This is a genomic window from Nocardioides marmoriginsengisoli, from assembly GCF_003725695.1.
Lineage (GTDB): Bacteria > Actinomycetota > Actinomycetes > Propionibacteriales > Nocardioidaceae > Marmoricola > Marmoricola marmoriginsengisoli.
On sequence record NZ_RJSE01000003.1, the window covers coordinates 582,818 to 600,497 of the forward strand.

Sequence of the window (17,680 nt, forward strand, 5' to 3'; positions counted from 1 at the left end):
CTTGTCACAGGTCCACGGAGCAGTCGCCCACGGGCGCGCTCACGCAGATACGGATCTCTTCGTCGGGCAGCGAGGACTCCTCGCCGGTCAGAACGTTGCGGACGGTGCCGTCGGTCTTGGTCTTCACGCAGGAGAAGCAGATGCCCATCCGGCACCCGGACTCCGGGTTGAGGCCGAGCGCCTCGGCTTGGTCGAGCAGGGTCGCGCCGGTGTTCTCGCCGGTGGCCCCGGACCTGGTGAACGAGACCTCGCCGCCGGCGGCGCCGGTCGTGAGGGCCGGCGGCTTGAAGAACTCGACCCGCAGCCGCGGGTTCGGGCAGTCGGTCGCTCCGCTCCCCTCCGGCGTCGCCACCTCGCCGTACGCCGCCCGGACCAGCTCGATCAACCCGCTCGGACCGCAGGCCCAGGTGTCGGTGTTCCGGAAGTCGGGCACCAGCCGGCGCAGCTCGAACTCGCTGAAGGTCTGGTCGCCGTAGCGCAGGTGGACATCGATGTTGTTGTCGGCGGCGGCGATCGCGGCGAGCTCGTCGGCGAAGATCTGGTCCTCGGGGCTGCGGGCGAAGTGCACGAAGGTGACCTTGCGGTTGGTGCGACCGCCGCTGCTGCCCATCCGCGGGGCGTCCCGCAGAAGGGTCCGGAGCTGCGCCATGCCTGGGGTGATCCCGGAGCCGCCGGAGATCATCAGGACCGGATCCGGTCCGCCGGTGGTCGGCGTGAACGGCAGCGTGAAGTCGCCCTCGGCCTGGCTCAGGTGCAGCATCTGGCCGACCTTGGCCTCGTTGACCAGGAACGTGCTCACACTGTGCCCCCCGCCAGTGCCCTCGTCGTTGGCCCGGATGGTGAGCGTGATCCGCTCGCCGGGCAGCGAGGCCGCCGAGGAGATCGAGAAGCATCGGGTCATCCGGCGGGCGCTGCCCGGCATCTCCACACCGACCTGGACGTACTGACCGGCGCGGTGTCCGCGCCAGGTGCTGGTCGGCTGCAGCGTGAGAGTGGCGACCGGGGCGGAGCCGTGGGCGTCCGGGTTCTCCCGGTGGATGTCGACGACGCGGGCTCGAACCTCGATGGCGGCCCACATCGGGTGGAACATCTCCAGGTAGCGGTCCACACCGTGCGGTGAGGTCAACGCGGCGACGGCCCGGGAGCCGAGAACCTTGCTGGTGAGTGTCATCAAGTGGCCTCCTTTCAGTGAACGTGCGTACACTGAAACTATGACCGCAGCCGCGACCGAGGGTCAAGCACGGGAGCACGTGACGCCGGACACGGTGCACATCCGTGCACCGAAACTCGTCGGCGACGAGCCCGCTACCCTGATCCCCGTGACCGAGACCACCCCTCCGGAGAGTCGCAGCGACAAGAAGGAGCGCACCCGGCGCGCGATCCTGGACGCCGCCCTCACCCTCACCGAGGACACCGGGCTGGCAGGGCTGTCGCTGCGCCAGGTCGCCAAGGAGGTCGGCATCGTGCCGACCGCGTTCTACCGGCACTTCGACTCGATCGACCAGCTGGGGCTGGCGCTGGTCGAGGAGTCCTTCGGCGCGTTGCGCGCGATGATCCGGGACACCCGCCAGGGATCGCCCTCGCTGGGGCAGATCGTGGACCGGTCGGTCGACGTGCTCGCCGAGCACGTCCGTGACCAGCGCGCGCACTTCGGCTTCATCGCGCGCGAGAAGTCCGGCGGTTCAGCGCCGGTCCGGGACGCCGTCCGCCGCGAGTTCGCCTACTTCGAGCGCGAGCTGGCCACCGACCTGGCCCGGCTCCCGATGGAGCACTGGTCGGCGGATGACCTGCGGATCCTGTCGAACCTGATCGTCGGCTCGATGATCGCGACGTCGGAGGAGATCCTGCGGGCGGACCCGCGGGATCTCCCCGACATCAAGCACCGGGCGCGCACCCAGCTGCTGATGGTGATCGTCGGGGCGCTGAACTGGAAGTCCAGCGCCCCGAGCTGATCAGCTGGCCGGGACCGCCTCGGCCTCGCCGAGGAGGTCGTCGTCGGACTCCTGCGCACCACCGAAGTGGTCGTCGTCAGGAGCCGGCAGCCGGTTCGGCAGCACGGCGGCCAGCACGATCACACCGATCGAGAGGATCGCGCTGAGGGCGAAGGCCCATTGCATGCCGCCGTTGTACGACGACAGCTGCGAGGACCCGCCGTCGCTGAGCGACTCCTGCCGAGCCGTCAGCACGGCGACGGAGAGCGCCGCACCCATCGCGCCGGCCACCTGCTGGAGGGTGCCGAGCAAGGAGCTCGCGTGCGAGTACAGCTGCGGCGGGACGGCGCCCAGTCCGAGGGTGAAGACCGGCGTGAAGACCAGCGCCAGGCTGACCATCAGCAGGATGTGCGCGGCCAGGATCAGCGCGTACGGCGTGTCCAGGCTGATCTGGGTGAACATGCCGAGCGCGATCGTGATCCCGATCGAGCCGGGGATCACCAGCGCGCGGCCGCCGAAGTTGTCGAAGGCCTTGCCCACACGCGGCCCGAGCAGACCCATCGCCAGACCGCCCGGCATCATCAGCAGGCCGGTGTTGAGCGGCGTCAGGCCGCGCACGTCCTGCAGGTAGAGCGGCACCAGCAGCATCGAGCCCAGGAAGCCCATGAAGGCCAGCGCCATCAGCGCCAGCGAGAGCGTGTAGGTGCGGTGGGTCAGGGTGCGCAGGTCCAGCAGCGGCGAACCGTCGCGCTGCAGGCTGATCTGGCGCCAGACGAACAGCGCCAGGACGGCGACCGCACCACCGATCAGTGCGTACGGCGACACCGGGGCGTCGTCGCGGCCGATCAGGCTCAGCCCGTAGACGAGGCCACCGAACCCGATCGCGGAGGCGACCACGCTGGGGAGGTCGATCGACCCGGCCGTCGGCTCGCCGACGTTCTTCAGCCGGGACAGGCCCGCGATCGCGATCACGGCGGCCACCGGCAGCACCAGGATGAACATCCAGCGCCACGAGAGCGACGACAGGATCAGACCGGAGACGGCCGGCCCGAGCGCCGGAGCCACCGACATCGCCAGCGTGACGTTGCCCATCACCCGGCCGCGGTCGCTCTCGGGGACCACCGACATCAGGGTGGTCATCAGCAGCGGCATCATCACCGCGGTGCCGGCCGCCTGGATGACGCGGGCGACGATCAGCAGCCAGAACATCGACGCGGGGGTGGCCGCGGCGAGCAGGGTGCCCGTGCAGAAGACCACCATCGCGAGCGCGAAGGCCTGCCGGGTCGTGACCCGCTGCAGGAAGAAGCCGGTGATCGGGATGACCACGGCCATCGTGAGCATGAACGCGGTGGTCAGCCACTGGGCCGCACCGTTGCCCACGTGGAAGTGGGCCTTCAGGTCGGGGATGGCGTTGATCATGATCGTCTCGTTGAGGATCACGATGAACGTGGCAGCGACCAGCCAGCGCAGGACGGCGATGTCCTTCGCGGAGGTCTTGGCCGGGGCGGCCGAGGTGTCGTGTGACATGAGGGTCCTTCGTAACGTCGAGTGCGATGGGGGCTGGGCTGCGCCCAGAAACCGTCTGTCATGAGTACGACGAACGAGATCCGGCGATTACGACACCAGCCAGACCTAGAACCTAGAGGAGCGCACCGACATTCCTCGAACGATTAAATCCGTTCTCAGCGCGGACGGAGCGTGATCTCCGGCACGGTCGCGTCCGCAGGCAGGTCCAGGACGTGCAGGATCGCGTCCGAGACGGTCCCAGGCCGGATCCACCGGGACGCGTCGTAGGTCCGGCCCTCCTGCGCGTGCACCTTCTCCTGCATCGGGGTGGCCGTCCGGCTCGGGAAGATCGTCGTCACCCGCACCCCGTGCTCGGCTTCCTCGGCCCGGAGCGCGTCGGCCAGGGCCCGCAACCCGAACTTCGAGGCCGCGTACGCCGACCAGGTCGGGTTGGCGATCATCCCGGCCGAGGAGTTCACGAAGACCACCGTGCCCGCGGCCGCCCGCAACGCCGGCAGCAGTGCGGCGGTGAGGATCGCCGGCGCGGTCAGGTTCACGTCGAGCTGGCGGCGCCAGTCGGCCAGGTCCAGGTCCTCGACCGTGCTCAGCTCCACCGTGCCGGCCGAGTGCACCAGCGAGTCCAGCCGCGGTTCGTCGAGCGCGACCGCCCAGCGTCGTACCGCCTCGGCGTCGGCGAGGTCGACGACGTCGCGGGTCACCCGGACCACCCGGTCGCCGCGCTCCTCCAGCCGCTGCGCCAGGTCGGCCCCGATCCCGGACCCGGCACCGGTGACCAGGTGGACACGGACCTCAGACATCGAACCCGTCCCCGTCCCAGGTCTCCCGGCTGGCCAGCTCGGCGACGCCGATCCGGCTCAGCCTGGTCAGCTGGCGCACCGGCTTGCCGAGCGGGACCACGCACGCGACGGCGCAGTACTCCGGGATGCCGAGCAGCGCGCGGACGCCCGGTTCCTCGGCGACCGCCATCGTGGTGATGGTGCCGCCGAAGCCCTCGTTGCGGGCGGCCAGCAGCAGATTCCAGACCAGCGGGTAGACCGAGGCGCCGCTGATCACGCCGACCCGCTCCAGGTCCTGGTCGACCGAGGCGACCTGGCGCAGGTCCACGCAGACCACCAGCACCGCGGCCGCGGTCAGCAGCGGAGCGGTGAAGCGGTCCGGGACCTCGGTCGCGGCGATCTGCTCCTCGGTGAGCCCGGTCGGCTCGACCGGGTTCCACGGACCTTCCCCGGCCGCGATCTGGGCGACGTACCGGCGCGCCCCGGGCAGGGTGAGCTCGGCCAGTGCCTCCCGCGTCGTCCGCTCCCGTACGACGATCACCCGGGTCCCCTGGCGGTTGCCGCCGCTCGGCGCGAACCGGGCGTTCTCGAGGAGCGTGTGCAGCACCTCGTCGGGAAGCGGGTCGTCGGTGAACTCCCGGACCGCCGCGGTCGTCCGCATCACGTCGTACAGGTCCACGGTTCCTCCAGGTGTCGTGAGCGTCCGCTACCGGGTCAGGACGATCTTCCCGAACACGTCGCCGGCTGCGATCGCGGCGAAGCCCTCGGGGGCCCGCTCCATCGGCAGCTCGCGATCGATCAGCGGCCGGGCGCCGGTGGCGTCCAGCATCGAGATCAGGCTCGCGAGCTCGGTCGCGGTGCCCATCGTGGAGCCGATCACCCGCAGCTGCAGGAAGAAGATCCGGGTGAGCTCGGCGTCGTCCGGGTTCGGGCCGGAGGTGGCGCCCGAGATCACGATCGCACCGCCCGGGCGCAGCGCCCGGATCGAGTGCGACCAGGTGGCCTTGCCGACGGTCTCCATCACCGCGTCGACCTTCACCGGCAGCCGCGCGCCGGTCTCGTAGACCTCGTGCGCGCCGATCTCCAAAGCCCGGGCACGCTTGGCCTCGTCGCGGCTGGTGGCGAGCACCTTGAGCCCGCCGGCGCGGGCCAGGATGATCAGCGCGGTCGCGACTCCGCCGCCGGCACCCTGCACCAGCACCGTGTCGCCGGCCTTCAGGTTGCCCTGCGTGAACAGCATCCGGTACGCCGTCAGCCAGGCGGTCGGCAGGCAGGCGGCCTCCGCGAAGGACAGCGAGGCCGGCTTGGGGATCAGGTTCGCCCGCGGCACGACGACGGACTCGGCGAAGGTGCCCTGGTAGCGCTCGGAGAGGATCGACCGCTTCGGGTCGAAGGTCTGGTCCCCCGACCAGGTCGGGTCGTTGACGATCGCGTGCACGACGACCTCGTTGCCGTCCTCGTCGTACCCGGCCGCGTCGCAGCCGAGGATCATCGGCAGCGCCTCCTCGCGGAGCCCGACCCCGCGCAACGACCAGAGGTCGTGGTGGTTCAGCGAGGCCGCCTTGACGGTGACCTTGGCCCACCCGTCGGGAACCTCGGGATCAGGGCGCTCCCCGACCACCAGGCCGGACAACGGGTCGTCGGAGGAGAACTTCTCTGCGTAGACGGCGAACATACGGCCGAGATTACCGGCGGGCTACTCCGTCGCGCCGGGCGGCCTCCGCGACCGCGCTCGCGACCGTCGGTCCGACCCGGGGGTCGAACGGCGACGGGATGATGTAGTCCTCGCGCAGCTCGTCGCCGACGATCGCGGCCAGGGCCTGAGCAGCCGCGAGCTTCATGCCCTCGGTGATCGCGGTCGCGCGGGCGTCGAAAGCGCCGCGGAAGATGCCCGGGAACGCCAGCACGTTGTTGATCTGGTTCGGGAAGTCCGACCGGCCGGTGGCGACCACGCGTGCGTACTTGTGCGCGAGGTCGGGGTGCACCTCGGGGGTCGGGTTGGCCAGGCCGAAGATGATCGGCTCCTCGGCCATCGACGCCACCACGTCCTCCGGCACGCTTCCGCCCGAGAGGCCGATGTAGACGTCCGCGCCGTCCATCACGGCGGCCAGCGTGCCCCAGCGACCGGTGGTATCGGCGGTCTCAGCGGCCAGAGACCGCTTGCTCGGGTTCATGTCGTCACGGTCGCGGTGCAGCACGCCGGCCCGGTCGACCACGGCGATGTCCCGGTAGCCGGCGGCGAGCAGGATCCGGGTCACCGCGACACCCGCGGCGCCGGCGCCGGAGACGACGATCCGGACGGTGTCGTGGTACTTGCCGGTCAGCTTCATCGCGTTCTCGAGCGCGGCCAGCGTGACCACGGCGGTGCCGTGCTGGTCGTCGTGGAAGACCGGGATGTCGAGCGCCTGCTTGAGCCGCTCCTCGATCTCGAAGCAGCGCGGCGCCGAGATGTCCTCGAGGTTGATGCCGCCGAAGCTCGGGGCCAGCCGGATGACGGTCTCGACGATCTCGTCGGTATCGGTGGTGTCCAGGCAGATCGGGATCCCGTCGATCCCGCCGAACTGCTTGAACAGGATCGCCTTGCCCTCCATCACCGGCATCGCGGCCTTGGGGCCGATGTCGCCGAGCCCGAGGACCGCGGTGCCGTCGGTGATCACCGCGACGGTGTTCGCCGTCCAGGTGTAGTCGTAGTAGACGCCCGGGTCGGCGGCGATCGCCTCGCAGACCTTCGCCACGCCCGGGGTGTACGCCATCGACAGCTCGTCCGGACCGTTCAGCGCCACCGTCGAGGCGACCTCCATCTTCCCCGCTACGTGCAGGTCGAAGATCGGGTCGTCAGCGTGCGGATCGGGGACCTCGACAGTCGGGTCCACGGCGGGGATCTGGTCAAACGCAACCATCGGGTTGACTCTCTCGTGACATCAGGGAAGCAAGGAACAAGGGCAGTGAGGCTGCTCGACACCGACCTTGAGTGAGTCCGCGGAGTTGCCAGAGATGATGCGAAGAAACGGGGGATCTCCCGCACCCCATCGTGCCACAACGTGGTGATTCGCCCCAGACCGGGTGTGCGAATGTGGCGTATCAGACACGCTCAGCCGACGCGGCCGGGACGAGACCAGAGCCGGAGCCGCACCACCGCGACCACATCCTCGGCACCCACCGGCCCGCGGTGTCGGGAGTCGACCCCCTCGTCGGGGTTGTCGCTGAGCAGGAACCAGCCCGGCCGCCCCGACGGCGTCGTCGCCGGGCGCGCCGCCCGCTTGACGGCGAGGGTGCCGTCGGCGAAGCGGGCCAGCACCAGCGCGCCCGCTGCCACCTCCGCGCCGTACCGGACCAGGAGCCGGTCGCCGGGCCGCAGCGTCGGCGTCATCGAGCGCCCCTTCACCACCGCGAGACCCCACCGCCGGTCGTGTTCCACGCGGAGTAGTCTCGCAGGTGGAACTTATTCAAGTGATCCACCAGAGAGGACCGAGGATGTTCGCGCGACTGTTCGCTCCCACCGTCGAGGTATCCGCCCACTGCGATCTGCCTTGCGGCGTCTACGACCCCGCTCAGGCCCGCATCGAGGCCGAGTCGATCAAGGCCCTGATCGGCAAGGTCGCCGACAACGACGACCCCGACTTCCGCACCCGGGCGCTGATCATCAAGGAAGAGCGCTCCGAGCTGGTCAAGCACCACCTGTGGGTGCTGTGGACCGACTACTTCAAGCCCCCGCACTTCGAGAAGTACCCGCAGCTGCACACCCTGGTCAACGAGGCCACCAAGCTGGCCGGTGCCGGCGGGACCAAGGGCAGCCTGGACGCTGACGCGGCGGACCAGCTGCTGGCGAAGATCGACGAGATCGCCGAGATCTTCTGGGAGACCAAGAAGGCTTGATTCAGCAGCGACGGAGGAGCAGCTGAGATCAAGCCTTCGCCGTCCGAAGCGCGCCTGAGCTTGCGAAGGCGCGACCGCTGAGCGCAACCACAGCAGGGTCGGACCTTCGGGTCCGGCCCTGTTTGCGTTCCCCGGCCTAGGGTGAACCCATGCACCCCGACGCCGAAGTACGTCTCCCGGCGGAGACCGCCTACGTAGCCGTCCTCCGGATGGCCGCGGCCGGCATCGCCGCCCGCCTCGACTTCACCCTCGACGACGTCGAGGACCTGCGGATGGCGGTCGGCGAGGCGTGCGCGATGGTGCTGGCCGACGCCGATCCGGGCGGCAGCCTGACGGCGCGGTTCTTCCTGGGCGACGGCCGGGTCGAGGTCCAGGTCTCGGCCGACGCGAAGGATCCCGCCGCCCCGGACCCGGACAGCTTCGCCTGGCAGGTCCTGACCACCACCGCCGAGGACGTCAGCGCGGCCGCCACGGCGGACCGGATCTCGATCACCCTCGCGGTGAGCTCGGCGACGTCGAGCGCGCCCGCCTGAGCATGTCCGAGGACAGTCCGCACCTGCTCGCCACGCTCCGCGAGCGCAGCCAGGCGATGTTCGCCGAGCTCGCCGCCGGGCCGGCGGACCCGCGGCAGCGAGCACTGCGCGACGCCCTGATCGAGCTGCACCTGCCGCTGGTCGAGCACTGCGCCCGCCGGTTCCTGCACCGCGGCGAGCCGTACGACGACCTGGTCCAGGTCGGCACCATCGGGCTGATCAAGGCCGTCGACCGGTTCGACCTCGAGCGCGGGGTCGAGTTCTCGACGTACGCGACGCCGACGATCATCGGCGAGATCAAGCGGCACTTCCGGGACAAGGGCTGGGCGATCCGGGTCCCCCGCCGCCTGCAGGAGCTCCGGATGTCGATCGCCACCGCCACCGGCGAGCTCTCCCAGAGCCTGGGCCGGTCACCGACGCCCCGGGAGATCGGCGAGCACCTGGGGGTCGGCGTCGAGGAGGTTCTCGAGGGCATCGAGTCGGCGAACGCCTACACCACGATGTCGCTGGACGCGGGTTCCGGCGAGGACTCCGGTTCCTGGATCGAGACCCTCGGCGGCGAGGACGAGGCGCTCGATCACGTCGAGATCCGCGAGTCGCTGCGCCCGCTGATCGAGGCACTGCCGGCGCGGGAGCAGCAGATCCTGGTGCTCCGGTTCTTCAAGCAGCAGACCCAGTCGCAGATCGCCGCCCAGGTCGGCATCTCCCAGATGCACGTCTCCCGGTTGCTCACCCGGACCCTGGAGCAGCTCCGCGACGAGATGGACTGAGGGTCAGCCGGCGTCGTTGAGCGCGGCGATCGTCGCCGGGCGGAGCATCGCCACCAGCGTGACCACCGCGGGCACGGCGAGCATCACCGAGATCCACCAGGTGTCGTCGCCGCGGAAGTTCCAGGCCAGGCCCAGCCCGGCCAGCTGCGTGAACAGCACCGGCCCGCGAGCCCAGCTGGAGATCCGGGTCAGCCCCCAGGCGCAGGCCACCAGCGCGGCGCCGAACCCGACGAAGAAGAGCGCCGTCGTCGTCCCCATGACCACCCGGGCGGAGGTGGTGTGGAACGCCTCGAAGATGCCGAAGACCGCGGTCCCGATGCCTTCGACCGCCACCACCGCGGCAGCGACCCGCAACGAGGTCGGCGCGATCGGTCGGTCCTGCGCGAGGTCGGATTCCACGAAATCCAGCGTAGTCGGCCGTTTCCACGAGTAATCAGGCGGCCAGGTCTCGTTGAAAAGCGAACTTTTGTGATGAAGGTGACCAGCGCGGGGTCTTGTGCCCGTTCCGAGACCTTGGGAAGATCTCTTGGTAACTACGCCCCGAGTTCTTGACGTGGTGACAACCTCCCTGCCCGGACCCGATCGGCCCGGACCCAGGGGCGACCTAGTGAATGCATTCACATACCTTGCGAACAGGAGTTCCTCGCCATGGATTGGCGCCATCGCTCCGCGTGTCTCGACGAAGACCCGGAGCTGTTCTTCCCCATCGGCAACACAGGGCCGGCCATCCTCCAGATCGAGGAGGCCAAGCAGGTGTGCCGTCGGTGCGACGTGCGCGAGCAGTGTCTCGCGTGGGCGCTCGAAGCGGGGCAGGACCACGGCGTCTGGGGCGGGTTGAGCGAGGACGAGCGACGCGCGCTGAAGCGCCGCAACGCTCGCGCGCGGGTACGCACCTGATCAAGGACGCGGGAGCGGCTTGATCGTCGGTCGGTGAGCAGCGCGCTCGGACTCCCGGACGTCGAGCCTGTCGAGACGTGCCGACGTGCGCGCGGTCCGGGTCACTCGCGCGGGAAGGCGAGCTCCACCGCGGTCCCGGCTCCGTCAGCGCGCGGACCGATCCGCAGGGTGCCGCCGAGCTCGGCGACCAGCGAGCGCATGATCGACAACCCGAGGCTGGTCGACGTCTCCGGGTCGAAGCCGTCCGGCAACCCGACCCCGTCGTCGACCACCCGGATCAGCAGCTCCGGCTCGGCCCCGGCCGGGCTCACCGAGGCCTGCACCTGCACCGTCCCGGAGCGTCCGTCCGGGAACCCGTGCTCCATCGCGTTCTGGAGGACCTCGGTCAGCACCATCGCCACCGAGGTCGCCGCTTCCGAGCTCAGCGTCCCGAACGAGCCGTCCCGGCGCAGCCGCACCGAACCCGCGTGCGCGCCGACCTCGCTGACCAGCCCGATCAGCTGGTCGGCGACGGTGTCGAACTCGACCGCTTCCTCGAAGCTCTGACTCAGCGTCTCGTGGACCACCGCGATCGCCCCGACCCGGCGTACGGCCTCCTCGAGGGCTTCCCGGCCGCGGACCGACTCGATCCGCCGCGCCTGCAGCCGGAGCAGCGCCGCCACGGTCTGCAGGTTGTTCTTCACCCGGTGGTGGATCTCCCGGATGGTGGCGTCCTTGGTGACCAGCTCCCGGTCCCGGCGACGCAGGTCGGTGACGTCGCGCAGCAGGATCAGCCCACCGGTGTGCACCCCGGTCGGGCGGAGCGGGATCGCTCGCAGGATCACGGTGGCCGCGCGGTTGCCGATCTCGGAGTCCCGCGGCATCCGCGCGCCGAGCACCGCGCTGATGGTCTCCTCGTCCGGCCGCTGGGCGGCGGGGACCAGCGAGCGGGTGAGCTCGGCCAGGTCCTGGTCGGCGAGGTCGCCGGTCAGGCCCAGCTTGCGGTAGACCGAGAGCGCGTTCGGGCTCGCGTAGGCGACGGTGCCGGCGGCGTCGACCTTGATGAAGCCGTCGCCCACCCGCGGCGAGTCGGCGTGGTCGGAGCGCTGGCCCGGGTACGGGAACGCCCCGCGCGCGATCATCTGGGTCAGCTCGCTCGCAGTCTGAAGGTAGGAGAGCTCCAGCCGGCTGGGCGTCCGGACGCCGTGCAGGTTGGTGTTCCGGGCGACCACCGCGATCACCCGCTCGTCGCGCCGTACGGGGATCGCCTCGACCCGGACCGGGACGTTGTCACGCCACTCCGGATCTCCCTCGCGGGCGATCCGGCCCTCGGCCAGCGCGGCGTCGAGCAGCGGGCGCTTGCCGGTCGGCAGGAAGGTACCGACGATGTCGTCGACCAGGGCGGTCGGACCCGTCGTCGGACGCATCTGCCCCGCCGCCCAGTAGCCGCTCCCCGTGCGGTCCGGCAGCCACAGCACCAGGTCGGCGAAGGAGAGGTCCGCGACGATCTGCCAGTCCGCCTGGAGCAGCGCCAGCCAGGCGATGTCCTCGTCGCCGAGGTCGGTGTACGAGCGGGCGAGCTCGGGAAGGGACGGCACGCGTGGAGCCTATCGAGCGCGAGTGGAGCCGCAAGGAGCGTCCTCTGAGACTCTGTCGTTCCGGATGCAAGAATGCTGCGCATGGCCTCGGGATTTTGGGAACAGGTAGTCGCTGACGGGCTGAGAGTTCCCCCCGACCGGTCGCTGGTGGAGATGACCGAGGACCTGACCCGGATGCTCGGCGACCCCGACCCCGAGGTCCGCGACGGGATCGCGTTCCCGACGATGGCGACCTGGATCGACGAGGGCGTCTACGACGAGCTCCTGGTCGGCCTCGGCGACGGGATGTGCCACGGCCTGGACATCGGGATCGGCCTGGCCGCCGACGACAGCGTCTTCCGGCGCAGCTTCTCCGCTCTGATCCTCACCGAGTGCATCGACCGCACGACCACGGCCGGGCTGGCCGGACCCGAGGTGGTGCTGCGCTGGGGCGACCGGGTGATGGGCTGGCTGGCTCGCGAGCAGGACCTCCGCGGCTTCGTCCCCGGCAAGGGCTGGGCGCACGCGCTGGCGCACGGTGCCGACGCCCTCGGCGCGCTCGCCCGGTCGCCGTACCTGGGCAGGCTGGAGCTGACGGTCATCCTCGACGTCATCGCCGACCGGCTGCTCACCCCGACCGACGAGTTCCTGGTCTGCGGCGAGGACGACCGGTTCGCCTACGCCACGATGCACCTGCTGCGCCGCAACGTCCTGGGCCTGGAGGTCCTCGAGCCCTGGATCGCCCGCCTCGCCGCCGGCGCCACCGGTCGCGGCGACGCCGACAACAACCCGTTCCGCGTCGCCGGGAACGTCCAGTCCTACCTGCGCAGCCTGCACCTGCAGCTCGCCCTCGGCTCCGAGCACCCGGAGCTGCGCACCGACCTGCTGCTCACCCTGATGGGCCACCTCCGGACCACGAACCCGGCGTACTTCCCGCCACCGCGCGCGCACTGACGCGCGCGCCTCGTTGCTGCACTCCGCGGCGCTCCTCGCGTAGCCTCACCGGCATGACGCAGGCACCCGAGCAGACCCGGCCCGAGGACTCCCAGCCCATCGAGGCCCACGCCGGCCAGCACGCCGTCGCGGTCGCCCGCGCGCACGGGGTCGAGGCGATGTACACCCTGTCCGGGGCGCATGTCTTCCCGATGTACGACGGCGCCGTCACCGCGGAGCCGCCGATGCGGATCCTGGACGTCCGGCACGAGCAGACCGCCGCGTTCGCCGCCGAGGCCACCGGCAAGCTCACCCGGAAGCCCGGGCTGGCCGTGCTGACGGCAGGACCCGGAGTCACCAACGGCGTCAGCGCGATCGCGCAGGCCCAGTTCGCCGGCTCGCCGCTGGTGGTCGTCGGGGGCCGGGCGCCCGCGAACCGCTGGGGGACGGGATCGCTCCAGGAGCTCGACCAGCCGCCGATCATCGCGCCGGTCGCAAAGCTGGCCAAGACCCTGCACACCGCCGCCGACGTCGCCGACGGCATCCACGAGGCGTTCACCGCCGCCGGTGCCTCGCACCGCGGCCCGGTCTTCGTGGACGTGCCGATGGACGAGTTCTTCAACTCGGCCTCCTCGGTGCGCCCGGTCGTCTCCGCCGCGACGCCGGTCGAGCCGGACTCCGACGCCCTGACCGCGATCGCCGGCCTCCTCGCCGCCGCGGCGCGCCCGGTGCTGATCCTCGGCACCGACGTCTGGGCGGACGGCGCCGACGTCGCTGCGCTGCGCCTGGTCGAGAACCTCGGCATCCCGGCAATCACCAACGGCATGGGCCGCGGCGTCGTCCCGGGCGGACACCCGCTGCTGGTCACCAAGGCCCGCGGGCAGGCGCTCGGCACCTGCGACCTGGCGATCGTGGTCGGCACCCCGCTGGACTTCCGGCTGGGGTACGGGATCTTCGGCGGCAAGGACGGCGCCCCGGTCGCGAAGACGGTGCACCTGGCGGACTCCGCCGGCCAGGTCTCCGGGCACGCCGAGCTGGCCGGGTCGGCGTATGGCGACCTGACCCTGGTCCTGGACGGCCTGGCCGCCGCCTTCGACCGCCAGGCCCGTCCGGACTGGAGCGGCTGGGTCACCGCCCTGCAGGAGACCGTGGCCGCCGGGGTCGCCCGCGACGCCGACCTGCTCGGCGCCACCGCGGAGCACATCCACCCGGCCCGGATCTACGGCGAGCTGCTCCCCCGGCTGGCCGACGACGCCATCGTGATCGGCGACGGCGGCGACTTCGTCTCGTTCGCCGGCAAGTTCGTCGAGCCGAAGCGCCCCGGCGGCTGGCTCGACCCCGGCCCGTACGGCTGCCTCGGGGCAGGCATGGGCGGCGCGATCGCCGCCCGCCTGCACCGACCGTCCGCCCAGGTGGTGCTGCTGTACGGCGACGGCGCCGCCGGGATGTCGCTGATGGACGTCGACACCCTGGTCCGCCACGACCTGCCGGTCGTGATGATCTGCGGCAACAACTCGGCCTGGGGCCTGGAGAAGGGCCCGATGCAGCTGCTCTACGGGTACGACGTCGCGGCCGACCTGGCCCCGGCGACCCGGTACGACGAGGTGGTGAAGGCGCTCGGTGGTGCCGGTGAGCTGGTCACCGACCCGAACCAGATCGGCCCGGCGATCGACCGCGCCTTCGCGGCGAACGTGCCGTACCTGGTCAACGTGATCACCGACGTGAACGCGGCCTACCCGCGCGCGACCTTCGGGATCTGAGCGTCAGAGCCGGCCGAGGAACCGCTCTGCGTCGACGACCACCCGAGTGATCTCACCGGAGCCGAGCAGCTTGCCCTCGGGCTCGCGGGCGTCGACCTCGAACCGGACCAGCCGGCCGTCGGCGTAGGCGACCGTGGCGGTCACGACGACCGTCGCACCGACCTTCGAGGCGGCCAGGTGCTCCAGGGCGACCCGGGTGCCGACGGAGGTCTGCGGGGAGGTCAGGCCGAGCACGTCGCAGGTGACGGCCTCGCACCACGCCAGCAGGACCGGCGTACCGAGGACCGGCAGGGAGCCGGAGCCGACCGCGGCGGCGGTGTCGGCTTCGGAAACAACGAACTCCCGGGTCGAGGATCGACCCAGGAGTTCAGAGTGTTCAGCCATCGCGCTGAGACGAGTCTCAGGCGTTGGGGCGCTTGCCGTGGTTCGCGCCCTTCTTCTTGCGAGCGCGGCGCTTGCGTCCGGTCTTACCCATGTGGTCCTCCTTGGACTGTTCGGCCCGCCGAACTAGGAGAGCACGCTAGATCGTTGTGGGCGGCGTACATCTTCTCAGGTATCGCGCCGCGGCGCGAACCGGGTCCGGCTCAGGACCCTTCGATGCGGGCGTCGATGCTGATCTGGACCTCGCGGATCCGGAGCAGCACCTTGTCCCGCAGCTCGTTCGGAGCCTGCTCGGAGCAGGAGCGCTGCACCAGGGACTTCACGGTGCGCTCGAGGTCGTACTTCGCCAGGCAGGGACCGCACTCGTCGAGGTGCTGCTGGATGACCGCGCAGTCCGCCTGCGGCATCTCGTTGTCGATGAACGTGAAGATCTGGTGGATCACCTGGGAACAGTCGGTGTCGTGGCTCTGGTGCTCGCTCATGAGGTGGCTCCCCGCGATCCCGTCAGGTCGTTGTCGCGTACGTAGTCCGAGAGCATCTCACGCAGCTGCCGCCGGCCGCGGTGCAATCGCGACATCACGGTGCCGATCGGGGTGTCCATGATCTCGGCGATCTCCTTGTACGGGAAGCCTTCGACGTCGGCCAGGTAGACCGCGAGCCGGAAGTCCTCCGGGAGCCGCTGGAGCGCGTCCTTCACGTCCGAGTCGGGCAGGTGCTCGAGCGCCTCCATCTCGGCGGACTTCAGTCCGGTGGAGGTGTGCGACTCGGCACGGGCGAGCTGCCAGTCCTCGACGTCCTCGGCCATCGACTGCTGCGGCTCGCGCTGCTTCTTGCGGTACGTGTTGATGAACGTGTTGGTGAGGATCCGGTACAGCCAGGCCTTCAGGTTGGTGCCGGGCTTGAACTGGTGGAACGCGGCGAACGCCTTCGCGAACGTCTCCTGTACCAGGTCCTCGGCGTCCTGCGGGTTCCGAGTCATCCGCATCGCCGCGGAGTAGAGCTGGTCGAGGAACGGAAGGGCGTCGGTCTCGAACCGGAGCTGGCGTTCTGCTTCGGTCTCCTCGGCCAGAGGATCGGTGGCTGCTGCTGAGTCGGTCATCGTCCCCAAGACTAGCGAGGCGTCGGCGGAAACGGGATCCTGCGCACTGCTTCGGTGCGGTCGCTCCAAAGTGGCCAGCAACGTCGAACTCCCTTCCGGATCGGATCGGCGGCGAACGTCCGCCGTCATGGGAGTGAACAACTCCTCAGCCGGTGGGATTCCCGACGATGTCGCGGACCAGCCACTCCAGGGTCGCCTCGGCCACGATCGCCAGCGCGTCGGCCTGGCTCAGCGGGGCCGACTTCGGCACCTTGAAGCTGTGGTCGGCGGTCGGCACCACCGCGAGCTCGACGTCGTCGGGGAACTCCTCGGGACGCCCGAACGGGTCGTGTCCGCCCTGGACGACCAGCGTCGGCACCCCGGCGCCGGCCAGCTCGGGCAACCGGGACTTCTCCGGCTTTCCGGGCGGGTGCAGCGGGAAGGAGAGCGCCAGCACGCCCGCCGCTCCGACCGAGGCGCCGATCCGGCAGGCCGACCGGGCGCCCGCGCTGCGCCCGCCGAGGACGAACGGGGTCCGGAACCGCAGCCCGCCCAGGACGGCCAGGTAGGCCTCGTCGATCAGGGCCGGCCGCGGTGCCAGCCTCTTGCCGAGCACCCGCCACGGCATCTCCACCAGGCTGACCGAGATGCCCTGGGCCGGGAGGTCCGCGGCGATCCGGGTCAGGTCGGCGGCGTCGATACCGCCACCCGCGCCGTGCGTCAGGACCAGGGACGCGACCGGCCGGCGTGCCCGGCGTACGACGACGCGGGCGGCGCCCTGCGGGGTCGGGACCAGCTTCTCCGCAGCGGTCATGCCGAGGGCTCGATCGGCAACGGCTCGATCAGCTCGGGTCCGTTGTTGGCCACGTTCGAGACCAGGGTCGCGACCGGGAACGCCTCGAGCAGCCCGGGTGCCGCCGGCTCGAGCAGGTCGAGGAGCACGGCCGGGTCCCGCGGGGTCGGATCGAGCCAGGCGTCGTACGCCGAGCGCGGCAGCATCAGCGGCATCCGCTCGTGGATCCGGCCGAGGTCGTCGGTCGCCTCGGTGGTGATCACGGTGGCGGTCCACTTCCAGCGCGCCGGGTCGTCGGCCGCCTTGGTCGGGTCGCGCCAGAGCTCGTAGAGGCCGGCCATCGCCAGGATCGACCCGTCCCGCGGGCGGATGAAGAACGGCTGCTTGACCGGTTTGCCGGCCTTGGTGAGCTGGTCGGTGGAATACCACTCGTAGTACCCGTCGGCGGGCAGGATCGCGCGGCGCTTCTCGAACGCCCGGCGGTAGGCGGGCTTCTCGGCCACCGTCTCCATCCGGGCGTTGATCATCCGGTTGCCGATCTTCGGGTCCTTCGCCCAGGAGGGCACCAACCCCCAGGTCAGCGTCCGCAGCTGCCGCTCGGCCGGGAGCTCCGGGCCGTCCGGGGCGTCCTTGCGCGGCGGCCGCTCCAGCACCGCGTAGATCTCCTTGGTGGGCGCGACGTTGTAGTCGGCCGGCAACCGGGGCAGGTCGGGCACCTCGGTGTGGATCTCGAACTCGTCGACGATGTCCTCGGGATCGACGCTCGAGGCGTAGCGGCCGCACATGAGTCGAGGCTACCGAGCGCCCGAGCTTGCTCGAGGCCGAGTGGCTGAGAACTCGTTGACGAGCGAAGCGAGGATCATGGGGAC

22 protein-coding genes are annotated in these 17,680 nt (G+C 70.7%); 7 read left to right on the forward strand and 15 right to left on the reverse strand.

The annotated features are described in order from the left end of the window. Positions 1-4 precede the first annotated feature (4 nt). Positions 5-1,171 carry a ferredoxin reductase gene (locus EFK50_RS04770; RefSeq protein WP_123226380.1) on the reverse strand — a complete coding sequence of 389 codons (1,167 nt, stop codon included), beginning with the start codon at positions 1,169-1,171 and terminating at the stop codon, positions 5-7. 40 nt (positions 1,172-1,211) lie between these two features. Here EFK50_RS04770 and EFK50_RS04775 point away from each other — a divergent pair, with 40 nt between their 5' ends. Then, positions 1,212-1,952: a TetR family transcriptional regulator gene (locus EFK50_RS04775; protein ID WP_123226381.1), complete on the forward strand. Its 741-nt coding sequence runs from the start codon at positions 1,212-1,214 to the stop codon at positions 1,950-1,952. Here the strand turns inward: EFK50_RS04775 and EFK50_RS04780 are convergent, their stop codons facing one another. From EFK50_RS04780 to EFK50_RS04805, 6 genes are all read right to left on the reverse strand, one after another. Further along, complete coding sequence (locus tag EFK50_RS04780) at positions 1,953-3,458, reverse strand: MDR family MFS transporter (protein ID WP_123226382.1); 1,506 nt, start codon at positions 3,456-3,458, stop codon at positions 1,953-1,955. It lies immediately after the preceding gene. 155 nt (positions 3,459-3,613) lie between these two features. Continuing rightward, positions 3,614-4,255, reverse strand: a complete 642-nt coding sequence (locus tag EFK50_RS04785) for an SDR family oxidoreductase (RefSeq protein ID WP_123226383.1) — start codon at positions 4,253-4,255, stop codon at positions 3,614-3,616. After that, a complete protein-coding gene (locus EFK50_RS04790) occupies positions 4,248-4,913 on the reverse strand; it encodes a nitroreductase family protein (protein ID WP_123226384.1) in 666 nt (221 codons plus the stop codon). The genes EFK50_RS04785 and EFK50_RS04790 overlap by 8 nt, the downstream gene beginning before the upstream one ends. Before the next feature lie 27 nt (positions 4,914-4,940). Continuing rightward, positions 4,941-5,909, reverse strand: a complete 969-nt coding sequence (locus EFK50_RS04795) for a zinc-binding dehydrogenase (protein WP_123226385.1) — start codon at positions 5,907-5,909, stop codon at positions 4,941-4,943. A 10-nt stretch (positions 5,910-5,919) separates the two neighbouring features. Beyond that, positions 5,920-7,134, reverse strand: coding sequence for an NAD(P)-dependent malic enzyme (locus tag EFK50_RS04800; RefSeq protein WP_123226386.1), 1,215 nt, complete (start codon positions 7,132-7,134; stop codon positions 5,920-5,922). Between the two features lie 191 nt (positions 7,135-7,325). Further along, positions 7,326-7,652 (reverse strand): S24/S26 family peptidase, encoded by a 327-nt coding sequence (locus tag EFK50_RS04805; protein ID WP_221177264.1) that lies wholly within the window; start codon positions 7,650-7,652, stop codon positions 7,326-7,328. Between the two features lie 56 nt (positions 7,653-7,708). On the opposite strand from EFK50_RS04805, the gene sodN reads away from it, so the two are divergent. The 3 genes from sodN to EFK50_RS04820 all read left to right on the forward strand — a co-directional run bounded on the left by sodN (position 7,709) and on the right by EFK50_RS04820 (position 9,413). After that, positions 7,709-8,110, forward strand: a complete 402-nt coding sequence (sodN, locus tag EFK50_RS04810) for a superoxide dismutase, Ni (protein ID WP_123226387.1) — start codon at positions 7,709-7,711, stop codon at positions 8,108-8,110. Between the two features lie 149 nt (positions 8,111-8,259). Further along, positions 8,260-8,643 (forward strand): ATP-binding protein, encoded by a 384-nt coding sequence (locus EFK50_RS04815; RefSeq protein ID WP_123226388.1) that lies wholly within the window; start codon positions 8,260-8,262, stop codon positions 8,641-8,643. Positions 8,644-8,645: 2 nt separating this feature from the next. After that, a complete protein-coding gene (locus tag EFK50_RS04820) occupies positions 8,646-9,413 on the forward strand; it encodes an RNA polymerase sigma factor SigF (RefSeq protein ID WP_123226389.1) in 768 nt (255 codons plus the stop codon). Positions 9,414-9,416: 3 nt separating this feature from the next. Here EFK50_RS04820 and EFK50_RS04825 read toward each other — a convergent pair whose 3' ends face one another. Then, entirely contained in the window at positions 9,417-9,812 is a 396-nt protein-coding gene (locus EFK50_RS04825) for a hypothetical protein (RefSeq protein WP_123226390.1), read from the reverse strand. 249 nt (positions 9,813-10,061) lie between these two features. On the opposite strand from EFK50_RS04825, the gene EFK50_RS04830 reads away from it, so the two are divergent. Beyond that, positions 10,062-10,310, forward strand: a complete 249-nt coding sequence (locus EFK50_RS04830; RefSeq protein WP_123226391.1) for a WhiB family transcriptional regulator — start codon at positions 10,062-10,064, stop codon at positions 10,308-10,310. 101 nt (positions 10,311-10,411) lie between these two features. Here the strand turns inward: EFK50_RS04830 and EFK50_RS04835 are convergent, their stop codons facing one another. Then, the gene (locus EFK50_RS04835) at positions 10,412-11,887 is read right to left on the reverse strand and encodes a sensor histidine kinase (RefSeq protein ID WP_123226392.1); all 1,476 of its coding nucleotides are present in this window, start codon (positions 11,885-11,887) and stop codon (positions 10,412-10,414) included. Positions 11,888-12,040: 153 nt separating this feature from the next. On the opposite strand from EFK50_RS04835, the gene EFK50_RS04840 reads away from it, so the two are divergent. Beyond that, complete coding sequence (locus tag EFK50_RS04840) at positions 12,041-12,820, forward strand: DUF2785 domain-containing protein (RefSeq protein ID WP_246004034.1); 780 nt, start codon at positions 12,041-12,043, stop codon at positions 12,818-12,820. A 53-nt stretch (positions 12,821-12,873) separates the two neighbouring features. Next, positions 12,874-14,559: an acetolactate synthase gene (locus EFK50_RS04845; protein WP_123226393.1), complete on the forward strand. Its 1,686-nt coding sequence runs from the start codon at positions 12,874-12,876 to the stop codon at positions 14,557-14,559. Positions 14,560-14,562: 3 nt separating this feature from the next. Here EFK50_RS04845 and EFK50_RS04850 read toward each other — a convergent pair whose 3' ends face one another. From EFK50_RS04850 to EFK50_RS04870, 6 genes are all read right to left on the reverse strand, one after another. Beyond that, complete coding sequence (locus EFK50_RS04850) at positions 14,563-14,943, reverse strand: thioesterase family protein (RefSeq protein ID WP_123226394.1); 381 nt, start codon at positions 14,941-14,943, stop codon at positions 14,563-14,565. Positions 14,944-14,959: 16 nt separating this feature from the next. Beyond that, complete coding sequence (locus tag EFK50_RS22935) at positions 14,960-15,034, reverse strand: 50S ribosomal protein bL37 (RefSeq protein ID WP_369759046.1); 75 nt, start codon at positions 15,032-15,034, stop codon at positions 14,960-14,962. A gap of 109 nt (positions 15,035-15,143) precedes the next feature. Then, a complete protein-coding gene (gene rsrA / locus EFK50_RS04855; RefSeq protein WP_123226395.1) occupies positions 15,144-15,422 on the reverse strand; it encodes a mycothiol system anti-sigma-R factor in 279 nt (92 codons plus the stop codon). Then, a complete protein-coding gene (locus tag EFK50_RS04860; RefSeq protein WP_123226625.1) occupies positions 15,419-16,039 on the reverse strand; it encodes a sigma-70 family RNA polymerase sigma factor in 621 nt (206 codons plus the stop codon). Before EFK50_RS04860 ends, rsrA begins: the two co-directional genes overlap by 4 nt. Before the next feature lie 145 nt (positions 16,040-16,184). Continuing rightward, the gene (locus tag EFK50_RS04865) at positions 16,185-16,832 is read right to left on the reverse strand and encodes an alpha/beta hydrolase family protein (protein WP_123226396.1); all 648 of its coding nucleotides are present in this window, start codon (positions 16,830-16,832) and stop codon (positions 16,185-16,187) included. Further along, entirely contained in the window at positions 16,829-17,596 is a 768-nt protein-coding gene (locus EFK50_RS04870; RefSeq protein ID WP_123226397.1) for an SOS response-associated peptidase, read from the reverse strand. Before EFK50_RS04870 ends, EFK50_RS04865 begins: the two co-directional genes overlap by 4 nt. Positions 17,597-17,680 lie beyond the last annotated feature (84 nt).